General features: G+C 58.8%; 11 protein-coding genes. All 11 read left to right on the top strand.

The window, feature by feature from the left end:
* The first annotated feature begins 8 nt into the window (after window positions 1–8).
* The 11 genes from F0320_RS12645 to F0320_RS12595 all read left to right on the top strand — a co-directional run bounded on the left by F0320_RS12645 (window position 9) and on the right by F0320_RS12595 (window position 13,458).
* Window positions 9–1,007: a hypothetical protein gene (locus F0320_RS12645; protein ID WP_047652266.1), complete on the top strand. Its 999-nt coding sequence runs from the start codon at window positions 9–11 to the stop codon at window positions 1,005–1,007.
* 9 nt (window positions 1,008–1,016) lie between these two features.
* Window positions 1,017–1,829, top strand: a complete 813-nt coding sequence (locus F0320_RS12640) for a type VI secretion system accessory protein TagJ (protein ID WP_126330062.1) — start codon at window positions 1,017–1,019, stop codon at window positions 1,827–1,829.
* Complete coding sequence (gene tssE, locus F0320_RS12635; protein WP_047652264.1) at window positions 1,822–2,385, top strand: type VI secretion system baseplate subunit TssE; 564 nt, start codon at window positions 1,822–1,824, stop codon at window positions 2,383–2,385. The genes F0320_RS12640 and tssE overlap by 8 nt, the downstream gene beginning before the upstream one ends.
* Before the next feature lie 2 nt (window positions 2,386–2,387).
* Window positions 2,388–4,259, top strand: coding sequence for a type VI secretion system baseplate subunit TssF (gene tssF, locus F0320_RS12630; RefSeq protein ID WP_126330060.1), 1,872 nt, complete (start codon window positions 2,388–2,390; stop codon window positions 4,257–4,259).
* Entirely contained in the window at window positions 4,256–5,299 is a 1,044-nt protein-coding gene (tssG, locus tag F0320_RS12625) for a type VI secretion system baseplate subunit TssG (protein ID WP_126330058.1), read from the top strand. The genes tssF and tssG overlap by 4 nt, the downstream gene beginning before the upstream one ends.
* A 38-nt stretch (window positions 5,300–5,337) precedes the next feature.
* Window positions 5,338–7,953, top strand: coding sequence for a type VI secretion system ATPase TssH (gene tssH / locus F0320_RS12620; protein WP_126330055.1), 2,616 nt, complete (start codon window positions 5,338–5,340; stop codon window positions 7,951–7,953).
* A 24-nt stretch (window positions 7,954–7,977) separates the two neighbouring features.
* Window positions 7,978–9,396: a serine/threonine protein kinase gene (locus tag F0320_RS12615; RefSeq protein ID WP_126330053.1), complete on the top strand. Its 1,419-nt coding sequence runs from the start codon at window positions 7,978–7,980 to the stop codon at window positions 9,394–9,396.
* Window positions 9,397–9,416: 20 nt separating this feature from the next.
* Window positions 9,417–10,220: a hypothetical protein gene (locus F0320_RS12610; RefSeq protein ID WP_126330051.1), complete on the top strand. Its 804-nt coding sequence runs from the start codon at window positions 9,417–9,419 to the stop codon at window positions 10,218–10,220.
* Complete coding sequence (locus tag F0320_RS12605; protein ID WP_047652260.1) at window positions 10,204–10,635, top strand: hypothetical protein; 432 nt, start codon at window positions 10,204–10,206, stop codon at window positions 10,633–10,635. Before F0320_RS12610 ends, F0320_RS12605 begins: the two co-directional genes overlap by 17 nt.
* Before the next feature lie 88 nt (window positions 10,636–10,723).
* On the top strand, window positions 10,724–12,652 hold the full coding sequence (locus F0320_RS12600; RefSeq protein WP_149410101.1) for a type VI secretion system Vgr family protein: 1,929 nt from the start codon (window positions 10,724–10,726) through the stop codon (window positions 12,650–12,652).
* Window positions 12,653–12,663: 11 nt separating this feature from the next.
* A complete protein-coding gene (locus F0320_RS12595; RefSeq protein WP_126331326.1) occupies window positions 12,664–13,458 on the top strand; it encodes a DcrB-related protein in 795 nt (264 codons plus the stop codon).
* The last annotated feature ends 1 nt before the right edge of the window (window position 13,459 follow it).

The raw sequence follows: 13,459 nt of genomic DNA, 5'->3' as shown, positions 1-13,459 counted from the left end.
GGAACGATATGAAACTTTGGCTATCGGGTTTGGCACTTCTGGCGGTCACCTCCACCGCGCAGGCTGAGAATTTCCGCATCGTGCAGTCTCCTGCGCAGAAGCTGGATATCTGGATCGACAACATCAAAGACAACACGCCGCAGAGCTGGTGTAAGCCTGAGGTGGCGCTGCGCATTGTGGCGAACGGCAAGAAAGACGTCTCCGTGCTGGAGAACTTTGTGCCGCGCCTTGGCTCCCTGCTGGAACACCAGTGCAGCAAAGTGAATAAGCTTAGCTGGACGCTCAACGATCCGGCGGGTACCACGCTGGCGCAGGGTACGGCAGGCAAAGCGCAGGACTGGGCGCTGGTGGTGAAACAGGAGCAGGCCGCGCCTGCTGCGACCGTCACCGCAACCCCAGCCAGCGGCGCGCTGCTGCCGCCGGACCAGAACGTGGCTTCCCGCACGGTTGCCGCTGACCGCACGCCGTGGCAGGAATTTACCCTGCAGGACGGCTGCCACCTGCGCACCTTCTGGGAAGGTGGCGCTTCCGCTCCGGCGCTCTTTATTCCAGATTCTGACACCACCCGCTGCGGTAACGGCAGCTGGCTGAGCGGACACACCGTGGTTTCGCAGTCCCGCAACGGCGGACAGAAAGAGATGGCGGTGACCTACATCCACGGCTTCCCGGTGACCGGGCTGAATCAAAGCGCCGATCCTGAAAACGCGCTGATCACCTCCGTCAACAAAGAGCGCATGGTATTTAGCACCCCAAACAGCGACCAGAGCTGGATGATCCTGCCTTACGATAGCGCCCTGAACAGCTGGAAAAGCAACGGCACCGTAGCGGTGGAGATTTCCCGCGAAATCGCCAGCGACGATGCAAAACTGCAGGCGCGTATTGCGGCGGTGAAAAAAACCTGGAGCGCCTGGGTTGCACCCGGCACGCCGCTGAATATCGTCCTGATTGACACCCTGCGTCCTCAGCTGCGCGACCCGGCCATCGGCGCATGGCGCGCGGCGAATTAAGGAATGGCTATGAATACGCTCTATCAACACCTGGCGGGCGAGTCGCTCAGCGATGCGCTGGCGCGTCTTGAAGCTGAAATCAAAGCCCGTCCGGCGGATGCCGACCTCCGCGCCGCGTTCGTGCAGTTTTTAACCCTCAGCGGCAACTGGACGCGCGCGCTGACCCAGCTGAAAAGCTGGCTGGCGCTGAAGCCGCAGGCGAAGCCCACCGTCACGCTGCTGGAGCAATCCATTCAGGGCGAGCTGCAGCGCGCCCAGGTGATGGCGGGACAGGCGCGTCCGGCCATGCCAGAAACCCAGTGGCCGTGGCTGACGACCCTGGCCGCGGCGCTGAGCGAGGAGGGCGAGCGCGCCCGGGCGCTGCGTCTGGAAGCCCTCGATCGGGCTGAGGCTACTGCCGGCCAGATTATCCTCGAAAACGAGGAAACGCAGGCTTTCGAGTGGCTGATGGATGGCGATGCCCGTCTCGGCCCGGTCTGCGAAACCATCGTGAACGGCCGTTATTTCTGGCTGCCGTTCAGCGCCATCGCGGAGTTCCGTTTCCAGGCGCCCGCCAGCGTGACCGATCTGGTCTGGCGTCACGCGCTGGTGCGCCTGACGGACGGGACGGAGCAGGTGTGTCAGATCCCGGCGCGTTACCCGTTTGCAGCCGATGCCACTGATGCGGTCAAGCTGGGCCGCACCACCGAATGGCAGCCGCTCGACGAAGACGGCACCCTGTACGAAGGCAGGGGCCAGAAAGCCTGGCTAAGCGAGCAAAGCGAATACCCGCTGCTGTCCTTAAGCCTCGTGACGTTTGCGACGGATGGAGCCGATGAGTAATCCCGCTGGCGAAGGCGATCTGCTGCGCAGCGGCTGGCAAGCCCGCAGCAAGCAGGAGAAGGTGGGGGCGCGCGACAAAATGCAGCCCTCGCTGCTGGATCGTCTCACCGATAACGACCCGGACAAAAAGCGCGAGTCGGCCAACAGCAATCTGATCACCCACGCCGCCCTGCGCCGCAACGTCCTGCGCGATCTGCAGTGGCTGTTTAACACCATCAACCACGATGCCTCCGGCGACTTGAGCGCCTTGCCGCACGTGAACCGCTCGGTGGTCAACTTCGGCGTCGCGCCGCTGGCCGGAAAGAGAATGTCGGATATCGAATGGCACGATATCCAGCGCAAGCTCACCGAGGCCATCATCAATTTTGAGCCGCGCATTTTGCCGCAGGGGCTGCAGGTCCGCTGCGTGTCGGATACCTCCTCGTTGGATCTGCACAACGTGCTCTCCATCGAGATCAAAGGGCGTTTATGGTGCGTGCCGTACCCGCTGGAGTTTCTGTTTCGTACCGATGTCGATCTGGAAAACGGCCATTTTGAACTGAAAGATGCGGGGTAATCATGGAAAGTAAACTGCTCGAATATTACAACCGCGAGCTGGCCTACCTGCGCGAAATGGGGGCCGAGTTTGCCGAACGCTACCCAAAAGTCGCCGGACGGCTGGGCATGCGCGGCATCGAAGTGGCGGACCCGTATACCGAACGTCTGATGGAGGGCTTCGCCTTCCTGACCTCCCGCGTGCAGATGAAAATGGACGCGGAGTTTCCGCGCTTCTCCCAGCGTCTGCTGGAGATGATTGCGCCTAACTATCTCGCGCCCACGCCGTCGATGGCGATCGCGGAGATTGAGCCCGACAGCAGCCGGGGCGACCTGAGCAAGGGCTTCATTGTGCCGCGCGGCACCATGATGGACAGCCTGGCGCTGAAAAAAACCGGCGTGACCTGCAGCTATACCACGGCGCACGAGGTCAACCTGCTGCCGCTAAAAATCGACAAGGTCGAACTGGGCGGCGTGCCAGCCGATTTGCCGCTGGCGCAGCTGGGGCTGAGCCAGCAGGGGATCGGCAGCGCCTTGCGGATCCGCATCGCCTGCGACGGCCCGCAAAACCTCGGGCACCTGGATTTCGACCGTCTGGAATTCTTCCTCGGCGGTCCGGACATTGAAGCGCTGAAGCTGCTGGAGCTGGTGATGGAGCACCACGCCGGGATCGTCTGTCAGACGGTCAGCCCGCAGCCGCAGCGACAGCTGCTGGCGTCGGACGCGCTGCGCCAGGAGGGCTTTGATCCTGACCAGGCGCTGCTTCCGGACGATCTGCGCAACTTTGACGGCTATCGCCTGCTGCAGGAGTACTTTGCGTTTCCGGCCCGCTTCCGCTTCATTAGCCTGAGCGGTCTGGGCAAGCTTATCCAGCGCTGTGAAGGCGAAAAAGCCTTCGACATCTTCATTCTGCTGGATAAGTCGGATGAACAGCTGGAGCGGGTGGTCGATGCCAGCCATCTGGCGCTGCACTGTACGCCGGTCATCAACCTTTTCCCAAAGGTCGCGGCGCGTCAGAAGCTGAATGAAGGCCAGCATGAATACCATCTGGTCGTCGATAACATTCGTCCGCTGGATTATGAAATTTACGCGGTCAAAAAAATCTATGGCAGCGCGGACGGTCAGCGCGATGACCAGACGTTTCGTCCATTCTGGAGCACCTGGAGCGGCGATGCGGGCAACTACGGGGCCTATTTTTCCCTGCGCCGCGAACAGCGCGTGCTGTCCGAGCACGCCCTGCGCTACGGCACCCGCACCGGCTATATCGGCTCGGAGGTGTTTGTTTCGCTGGTGGATGAACAGCACGCTCCGTGGCAGGAAAACCTGCGCTATATCTCTGCCGAGGTGCTCTGCACCAGCCGCGATCTGCCGCTGATGCTGCAGCAGGAGCTCGGGCAGTTCATTGTAGCCGACTCCATGCCGGTGAAATCCCTCACCCTGCGTAAAGGGCCGACGCCACCGCGTCCGGCGCTGGCGGAAGGGTTCAGCACCTGGCGGCTCATCAGCCAGCTGCAGATGAACTACCTCAGCCTGATGGACAGCGAAAACGAAGACGGCGCGGCCGCGCTGCGCCAGCTGTTAGGGCTGTACGCCAACCTGGCCGAAACGCCCGTGGCGCGTCAGGTGGAGGGGGTACGCCACTGCGTGCTGGAGCCGGTTCACCGCCGCGTGCCCGAACCCGGCCCGGTCGTTTTCGCCCGCGGGATCGGCATTACCCTGACGGTGGATGAGCGAGCCTTTTCCGGCGCCAGCCCGTGGCTCTTTGGCAGCGTGATGGAGCGTCTCTTTGCCCGCCTGGTATCCATCAACAGCTTTACGGAATTCACCCTGAAGAGTCAGCAGCGCGGCGAGATTGGCTACTGGGCGCCGCGCATGGGTAAAAGGGCGCTGATATGAGTGACGCTGCCACTGCACCGCTGCGCGTGCATCGCCTGACCCGGCTGCCGGACGCGTTCTGGCACGGAGTCCGTGAGACGCCCTGGCGCTACGATCTGTTTCAGCTGTTAAGGCGCATTGATGCCCAGGGCGGCGAGCGCTACCCGCTGGGACGCGCGCCGCTGCCGAAATTTGAACCGCTGCGCATCGGCCAGCAGCCGTCGATGAGTTTTGCGCCGTCGACGCTGGCTCAGGTCCGCCAGCGGGAGGTGAGCGGGCTGCACGAGGTGTCTATCCTCAGCTTCGGCCTGTTTGGCCCGAACGGCCCGCTGCCGGTCCACATGACCGAATACGCCCGCGAGCGTATTTATCATCATCAGGACACCAGCCTCAGCGCGTTTGCCGACCTGTTCCATCATCGCCTGACGCTGCTGTTTTACCGCGCCTGGGCGGATGCGCAGCCGGCGGTCTCTCTGGATCGCGCTGATAACAGGCGCTTTGAGGGGTATCTGGCGTCGCTGATTGGCATGGGCCAGCCGGGGCAGATGAACAAAGGCAGCCTGAGCTCGCACGCGCGATTTACCCACGCCGGACACCTGACCCGCCACGGGCGGGATCCGGAGGGACTGGAGAAGATCCTGCGCAGCTATTTTAAGGCGCCGGTTAAGCTGGTCAGCAACGTGCCGCAGTGGATGCCGCTCTCCACGCGCGAGCAGGCGAAGCTGGGAGCAGGGCGCCGCATGCCGCGCATGGGGGATTCCGCCTTTCTCGGCGTCGCCGTCCGCGACGTGCAGCATAAGTTTCGCATCGAGATTGGCCCGCTGAGCGCGGAGGAGTACAACCGTTTTCTGCCGGGGGAAGCGTGGGTCACCGAGCTGCGCGACTGGGTGCGTCAGTACGCCGGGGTGGAGTTTGAATGGGAAACGCGGGTGATCCTGCGTGAAGACGCGGTGCAGGGCACCACGCTCGGCAGCAATGGGCGATTAGGCTATAACACCTGGCTGGGCCTTCAGCCGCAGCCCGTCCCGCGTGGCGATCTGGTGTATCGCGCAGAGCGGTAATCCTTCCGTATACCGAATCATTGTTAATGGAAACTAACATGTCAGAAATTAGCCGTGCCGTGCTTTTCGGCAAACTGGATACGCTGTTATTTACCTCTCTGGAAAGCGCCACTGCGTTCTGCAAGCTGCGCGGCAACCCCTATGTTGAGCTGGTGCACTGGCTGCATCAGCTGATGCAGCAGCAGGATGGCGATCTGCAGCAGGTCATCCGCCACTTTGCCCTCGATGAACAGCAGCTGACGCGCGATATAGTTGCGGCGCTGGATGTCCTTCCGCGTGGCGCCAGTTCCGTTTCCGATCTCTCCGAGCATATCGACAGCGCCGTGGAGCGCGCCTGGGTGTTTGGATCGCTGAAGTTTGGCGTCAGCCGTATTCGCGGCGGCCATTTGCTGATCGGCATGCTTAAAACCTGGAACCTGGCGAACGTGCTGAAAAGCATCTCGTCGCAGTTCACCCGCCTTAACGTCGAGGTGCTGATTGAGCAGTTCGACGCTATCTGCGCCAACAGCAAAGAGACGCAACAGGCTGCTGCCGCCGTCGACTCACCGGCGGGTGCGGTACCGGCGGCGCAGGGGACGCTGGCCCAGTACGGTCAGGACCTGACCGCCCGCGCCCGCGAAGGGAAGATTGACCCGGTTGTCGGGCGCGACGAGGAGATCCGCCAGATGGTGGATATCCTGATGCGTCGCCGCCAGAACAACCCGCTGCTGACCGGGGAAGCCGGGGTCGGGAAAACGGCGGTGGTGGAAGGGCTGGCGCTGCGTATTGCCGACGGCGACGTGCCGGAGCCGCTGCAAAATATTCAGCTGTGGCTGCTGGATATTGGCATGCTGCAGGCAGGCGCAGGCATGAAAGGCGAGTTCGAGGCCCGTCTGCAGGCGTTAATCAATGAGGTCCAGTCCAGCGCCACGCCGATCATTCTGTTTATCGATGAGATCCACACCCTGATTGGCGCAGGCGGCCAGCAGGGAACCGGCGATGCGGCGAACCTGCTGAAGCCCGCCCTGGCGCGCGGTCAACTGCGCACCATCGGCGCCACCACCTGGGCGGAATACAAAAAATACATCGAGAAAGACCCGGCGCTGACCCGCCGTTTCCAGACGGTGCAGGTTCACGAGCCGGACGAAGCGAAAGCCATTCTGATGCTGCGCAGCACCGTGTCGCCGCTGGAGACGCATCACCAGGTGCTGCTGCTCGACGAAGCGGTCAGCGCGGCGGTGAAGCTGTCGCATCGTTACATCCCGGCGCGTCAACTGCCGGATAAAGCCGTTGCGCTGCTCGACACCGCCTGCGCCCGCGTCGCGGTTAGTCAGAGCGCCCCCCCTGCGCAGCTGGAAGACTGCCTGCGCCACCTTGCCGCGCTGGATGTGGAAATTGAGATTGCTGAACGCGAAGCGCGCGTGGGGGCCGGTGATGCCGATCGCGTGACCGCTTTACTCGCCGTCCGCGACGCGTATGAAGCAAAACGCGAAGCCCTGTCCCGGCGCTGGGAAGAAGAGCGCAGCCTGGTGCAGGAGATCATTCGCCTGCGCGCGGCGCTGTTCGCGGCGGGCGAGGAAGATAGCGCTGAGCTGCGCGGCCAGCTGGCGGAACAGCAGCAGGCGCTGAACGCCCTGCAGGGCGATGAACCGCTGCTGTTTGCGGCGGTGGATGAAAACGTGGTTGCCGCGGTGGTCTCTGACTGGACCGGGATCCCGCTGGGCCGGATGGTGAAAAACGAGATCGACGCGGTGCTCAACCTCGCCGACACGCTAAACCAGCGCGTTATCGGCCAGCGTCACGGTCTGGATCTCATTGCCCGCCGCGTGAAAACCTCGCGGGCGAAGCTGGACGATCCCAACAAACCGGTGGGCGTCTTTATGCTGTGTGGCCCGTCCGGCGTCGGTAAAACTGAAACCGCGCTGGCGCTCGCCGAATCCCTCTACGGCGGCGAGCAGAACGTTATCACCATCAACATGAGCGAGTTCCAGGAAGCGCACACCGTTTCCACCTTAAAAGGTGCGCCTCCGGGGTACGTAGGGTATGGTGAAGGTGGCGTGTTGACCGAGGCCGTACGCCGCCGCCCGTACAGCGTGGTGCTGCTGGACGAAATTGAAAAAGCGCACCCGGACGTCCACGAGATCTTCTTCCAGGTCTTTGATAAAGGCTGGATGGAAGACGGCGAGGGGCGCCACATCGATTTCCGTAACACCATCATTATTCTGACCTCCAACGTGGGCACCGAGCTGATTAGCGCCATGTGCGCCGATCCGGAGCTGATGCCGGAGCCTGACGCGTTAAGCGGCGCTCTGCGCCAGCCGCTGCTGGAGGTCTTCCCACCGGCGCTGCTGGGCCGCCTTCTGGTGGTGCCGTACTACCCGCTCAGCGACGAGATGCTGGGGCAGATTGTTCGCCTGCAGCTCAAGCGCATTCAGCGTCGTCTGGAAGAGAATCACAGCATTATTTCTGAGTTTGACGACAGCGTGGTGGAACAGATTGTTCAGCGCTGTACCGAGGTGGAGTCCGGCGGCCGCATGGTGGATGCTATTCTGACCAACACCTTGCTGCCTCAGATGAGCCAGATCTTACTTACCGCCAGCCGCAGCGACGAGCAGTACCGACGTCTGCACGTCACCTGCGAGCAGGGCGAGTTTCACTGTCAGTTTGCCGCGTAATAATCATCAAGAGAACTGTAAAAGATGACGGATAATGATAACAATCGGACTGTCCCAAACGCGCTCCCGGTCGGGTACCGCTTCAACGAGTTTGAAATCAAAGAGGTGATCGGCGGCGGCGGTTTTGGCATCGTCTATCGCGCGTGGGATCACCAGCTCGAACGCACTATCGCTATCAAAGAATTTATGCCTTCCTCGCTCGCCGTGCGCGGCGACGACATGACCCTGGTGCTGCGAAGCGAGCGTTTTGGCAAAGCGTTTTCAGCGGGCCTGAACAGCTTTATTCAGGAGGCGCGTCTGCTGGCGCGCTTTAACCACCCGAACCTGCTGCACGTTCTGCGTTTCTGGGTGCAAAACGACACGGCCTACATGGGGACGCTGTTTTACAGCGGCACCACGCTTTCGCGCCTGCGCGAAGAAAAGCCGGAGCTGATTAACGAGGCCTGGATCCGCCGCACGCTGCCGATGCTGTTCGGTGCGATCAAGACCATCCACGACGAAGGCTACCTGCACCGCGACATCTCTCTGGATAACATCCAGATCCAGGATAACGGCCTGCCGGTGCTGCTTGATTTCGGCTCCGCGCGCCGCACCATCGGTAACCTCTCCGACGAAACGGAAACCATGCTGCGCCCGGGCTTTGCGCCGATCGAGCAGTACACCGACGACAACGAAAGCGAGCAGGGCCCGTGGACGGATATTTACGCCCTCGGCGCGGTGCTGCGTACCCTGATTGTGGGTTCTCCGCCGCCGGTCAGCGTGGTGCGCTCGATTCAGGATACCTGCAAACCGCTGGTGGAAATTATGCCGCAGGGCTATTCCATTCCGCTGCTGCAGGCCATCGACCGCGCGCTGGCGCTGCACATGGAGGACCGTCCGCAGTCAATCGACGAGTTCGCCGCGCTGATTGAGATGCCGGTCGCCGGGATTAACGACGTGCTGACGGCGAAAAAGCCCGGCACGATGCTGGTTCCGGTCGAAGACGAAAAACCGGCTTCGCTGCTCGACTGGCGCCGCTACAAGATCCCGGGCATGGTTGCCGCAGGCGTGCTGGTGGGTATTGTCGCCGGGGCGATGCTGTTCAGCAGCGGTAACGATGCTCCCGAGCAGGCTGCACAGGCGCCGGCAGAGACGCGTCCGACTGAGACCGCCGCAAACGCGCCGGACGTGAAGCCGGAAACGGCGAAGGTTAACGAGCAGGCGACTGCCCAGCAGACTCCGCAGCCTGTCGAGAGCCCTGTTGCGCTGGTCTATATCCGCATCCTCGACGGCGAAACGCTGAAAGTGAACGGCGAGCCAAAAGCGCTGCGTCCGGCGACCAACGGCTATGCATCACTCAAGCTGCCGGCCGGTGAGGTGAAGATTGAACTGCAGGGCAACGGAAGAACGCGTGGCCAGACGCTGGATATTACCAAGCCGGGCACCTGGCTGGTGAATCCGTAAATAGATAAACAGGAGATTTTATGGAAGTGTACGATCTTCGAAACCAAAGGCTTCATCCAAAGGAATTTGAAAAGATTGTCTCTCCTGTTTATGCCCGGAGCGATGTAGGACGCGAGTTTGTTGTGGTGCGCGGGGTGTCAAATCCTTTCCACAGCATAGAGGGTTTGACGTTACGACATCGCTACGAATTTAATCCTAACGCGGTTTTTGATCCGCTGTATGCACAAAATCTTAATAAGATCGAGCGCTTAATTGACACGGGTGCAGTAGTGTTAATTGACCGGCGGCAACGGACAAAGGCGACTTATCCTTTTTTCATATCAGAATCAGGAGAGTTATTTTGTGTTGATGAAACGCGTTATAACTCTGCTTATATAAATTATGTCCTTGAGCGTTATCGTAATAATGTTGCTCTGTTCGGCAAACCCGCGCCAACGAGAGATACATTTGTTCCTCTAACGGCTCACTATGGTCCGGGATACTGGAAAACGGTAGACAATGATTATCATGGCACGAAAAATGTTCTGGTAATGGTGATAAACCGTTTAACAAGCATGGGGGATGAGGGGCGAGTTTTTGGATCGGACGGTAAAGATTATATGAATACCTCACGTGACAAAATTCAACAATGGACCCCTTTACCCGCAGAGTTGGATAGCACTTCGCGGGCATTACTCTCTGAACAGTCTGTCATCAGACGTTATGGAGAAAAGCGTTCTATTTACCAAAAGTATCAGGAAGGGGATGATGCCTGGGCTATTGGCGGTAAATCATGGCATTGGATCCCAGGAGTAAGAGAAGAAGATTATGAGTTTAAAAAGTAAGTTATGGTATTTCTGGGGATGTATGGATGTTCTGGCGGTCTTACTTTACTGCATTAATGCACTGCGGCAGGATAGAGTTCCGTTTATTTCAGATATTATGGCTTTTAACAGCCTGACGAACGATGTCTCGGGCGGCGGACTGGTAACGCTCTTTTTCATTTTAGATCTGATTCTTTTACTATCGCTTATTGCATCAGCCTGGTTTTTCTTTAAAAGAAAGACCTACGCAATTAAATTTGCACTGTTTCAGGAAGTTTTCCGCCTCATCTCGTTCAGATTTTCAGTGCCACTATTCCCTGTATTAGTAAGCATGTTTGGTGTTTCGAATGTTTGGCTAAATTTGGGGTTGTTTGTGTTGTCGGAATTTTTAAAGATCTATTCGCTGATTTATTTTAATAAAAAACAGCCTGCATAAATTAAATGCCTGGGTTTGAAGAGTATTCAGCACGGCAGGTTTGTTACAGAAATCCTTTGTATCGCATAAGCCATATGGATTAACGATTATGCTCAACCGAATTACCGTTCAGCTCCCGGTGGAGGGGCTTTTGTTCTGGAAACTGACGGGCCGCGAGGCGATGTCCGAGTCGTTCGCGCTGACGCTGACCGTGCTCGGCACGGACGCGCGCATTGACCGCAGCAAGCTGCTGGGCCAGCCGGTCACGGTGACCATCCCGACGCAGAACCTGCTGACGTCCCGCTATGTTAACGGCAAGATTACCCGCGTGGCGGTCAGCGCCGTCGAACTGACGGGCACCCGCTATGCGGTGTACCAGCTGACGGTGGAGCCGGACCTGTGGCCGATGAAGCGCGACCGCAACCTGCGTATCTTCCAGGGGCAGACGGTGCCGCAGATTGTCAAAACCCTGCTGGCTGAGCATCAGGTCAACGTTGAGGATAAACTCACCGGCAGCTACCGGGTGTGGGACTACTGCGTGCAGTATCAGGAGTCGAGCCTGGACTTCATCAGCCGCCTGATGGAGCTGGAGGGGATTGCGTATCACTTCCGCCACGAGGCGGACAAGCACACCCTGGTGCTGACCGACGCCGCGACGCAGCATCAGCCGTTCAGCGGCTATGAGGTCATTCCTTACCACCAGACGCCGTCAGGCGGCAGTACGGATGAGGAGGGCATCAGCCAGTGGGCGCTGGAGGACAGCGTGACGCCGGGGATTTACAGCCTCGACGACTATGACTTCCGCAAGCCGAACGCGTGGCTGTTCCAGGCCCAGCAGAACCCGGCGTCGCCGAAGCCGGGCAGCATTGACGTGTACGACTGGCCGGGTCGCTTTGTGGACAAAGGGCACGGGGAGTTCTATGCCCGCATCCGTCAGGAGCGCTGGCAGGTGGAGCATCAGCAGATTCAGGCCACCGCGACGGCGGCAGGGATTGCGCCCGGGCACACCTTCACGTTAACCAACGCGCCGTTCTTCAGCGACAACGGGGAGTATCTGGTGACGGCGGCGGGTTACCACTTCGAAGAGAACCGCTACGCCAGCGGCGAGGGGGAAACCCTTCACCGCACCGATTTTACGGTCATCCCGTCGGCGGTGGTCTACCGCCCGGCGCAGTCCACGGCGTGGCCGCGCACCTACGGCCCGCAGACCGCGAAGGTTGTGGGCCCGAACGGCGAGAGTATCTGGACGGACAAATACGGTCGCGTGAAGGTGAAGTTCCACTGGGACCGTCTGGCGAAGGGCGATGACACCAGCTCCTGCTGGGTGCGCGTGTCGAGCGCGTGGGCGGGCCAGGGCTACGGCGGGGTGCAGATCCCGCGCGTGGGTGATGAGGTGGTGGTGGACTTTATCAACGGCGACCCGGACCGTCCGATTATCACCGGTCGCGTGTACAACGACGCGAGCATGCCGCCGTGGGCGCTGCCGGCTGCGGCGACGCAGATGGGTTTTATGAGCCGCACAAAAGACGGTTCCGTGGACAACGCCAACGCCCTGCGGTTTGAGGATAAAGCGGGTGCAGAGCAGGTGTGGATCCAGGCCGAGCGCAATCTTGATATTAACGTCAAAAACGACGAAACACATTCTACTGAAAAAAATCGAACCCAGTTTGTTGGCGAAGATGAAACCTTACGGGTAGCGAAAAATCAGAAATCAGGGATTAAAGGTGATGTGGTATGCCTGACGGGGAACAGTCGAAACGATAAAGTCGTTAATAATTTTATACTTTCCGCAGGAAATACGCTGAGACTGGAATGTGGTGAAAGCGCCATCGAGCTATCAAAAGACGGCAGCGTCCATATCATTGGTAATAACTTTAACTTTACTGCGAAACAGAATGCGCAAATTAATACGCTTTCCGGCGAATTACACTTGAACCCTGATGATGGACAAAATGTCATCGATCCGCCTGGCGCATCCCTTCAGGGTGAAATCCAGCAGGAAGTGGATAGTTTTTTTGTTATTAATGGCAATAAGTAAGAGTAACCCGAATGGCTGAATATATTCTTCAGGAAGCATCCCTTGCTTTACCCGATGTATTTAAAGACAGAACCATGAATTTATTTACCCTGAGTGATAACGGAGCCAGCGAGTTTACTTTTGTTGTTTCTCGTGCAAGTGCTAAAAACGAAGACAAAGTCCATGATGCGGCAACTCGTCTGGTACGTGAACTGGAAATTACGGTGCCCGACTTTCGTCTCGAATCCTCTCAGATGACCTCTGTTGATGGTCTCCCGGCGGTTGAGCTTTTTTATCAGTTCAAAAATGATAATGCGATCATTTTCCAGAGGCAGACCGTTATTTTGCTCGGTGACCATCCTGGCGGCCAAAAGATGGTGTGTTATATCGGTACTTGCCCGGGCGAGTTTAGCGATTATTATCATAATCAATATCAGGAAATTATCCGCAGTATTAAGTTCCACAAACCGGCTCAGACTGAAACCCGGGAAATGCTTGCTGCCGACAGCCAGGGGCCATTTTTTGCGCTTGATAGTGAGAGTAAGGTATTGAGTGTCTTTGAAAACATTCAGGAACTGTATGGACACCTTTCGCTTCAGCGGGCGAAAGAGGGGCAATATTTGCTTTTTGAAAAGCAGGGTAAACCACTCAGTATTGCACCCGTTCCGGACAGCCAACCCCTTCGTTACGCGCTCTGGACGGCTTCCTCAGACAAATCACATCACTTGCTTTCACAGCTTTCCGTATGCCGCCAGGTCTCTGGTTCTGACCAACTTAATACACCCGATCGGATACGTGGGTATCTGATGGCACAGCGAGCCGAATAGT

The sequence above is a fragment of the Enterobacter dykesii genome (genome assembly GCF_008364625.2).
In the GTDB taxonomy this organism is placed as follows: Bacteria; Pseudomonadota; Gammaproteobacteria; order Enterobacterales; family Enterobacteriaceae; genus Enterobacter; species Enterobacter dykesii.
Note: the sequence above shows the minus strand (reverse complement) of the source record. Positions and strands in the feature narration are given on the sequence as shown.

Bases quoted from the DNA above. Each gene is read 5' to 3' on its own strand.
- F0320_RS12645 (WP_047652266.1), top strand. From the start codon at position 9: ATGAAACTTTGGCTATCGGGTTTGGCACTTCTGGCGGTCACCTCCACC.
- F0320_RS12640 (WP_126330062.1), top strand. From the start codon at position 1,017: ATGAATACGCTCTATCAACACCTGGCGGGCGAGTCGCTCAGCGATGCG.
- tssE (WP_047652264.1), top strand. From the start codon at position 1,822: ATGAGTAATCCCGCTGGCGAAGGCGATCTGCTGCGCAGCGGCTGGCAA.
- tssF (WP_126330060.1), top strand. From the start codon at position 2,388: ATGGAAAGTAAACTGCTCGAATATTACAACCGCGAGCTGGCCTACCTG.
- tssG (WP_126330058.1), top strand. From the start codon at position 4,256: ATGAGTGACGCTGCCACTGCACCGCTGCGCGTGCATCGCCTGACCCGG.
- tssH (WP_126330055.1), top strand. From the start codon at position 5,338: ATGTCAGAAATTAGCCGTGCCGTGCTTTTCGGCAAACTGGATACGCTG.
- F0320_RS12615 (WP_126330053.1), top strand. From the start codon at position 7,978: ATGACGGATAATGATAACAATCGGACTGTCCCAAACGCGCTCCCGGTC.
- F0320_RS12610 (WP_126330051.1), top strand. From the start codon at position 9,417: ATGGAAGTGTACGATCTTCGAAACCAAAGGCTTCATCCAAAGGAATTT.
- F0320_RS12605 (WP_047652260.1), top strand. From the start codon at position 10,204: ATGAGTTTAAAAAGTAAGTTATGGTATTTCTGGGGATGTATGGATGTT.
- F0320_RS12600 (WP_149410101.1), top strand. From the start codon at position 10,724: ATGCTCAACCGAATTACCGTTCAGCTCCCGGTGGAGGGGCTTTTGTTC.
- F0320_RS12595 (WP_126331326.1), top strand. From the start codon at position 12,664: ATGGCTGAATATATTCTTCAGGAAGCATCCCTTGCTTTACCCGATGTA.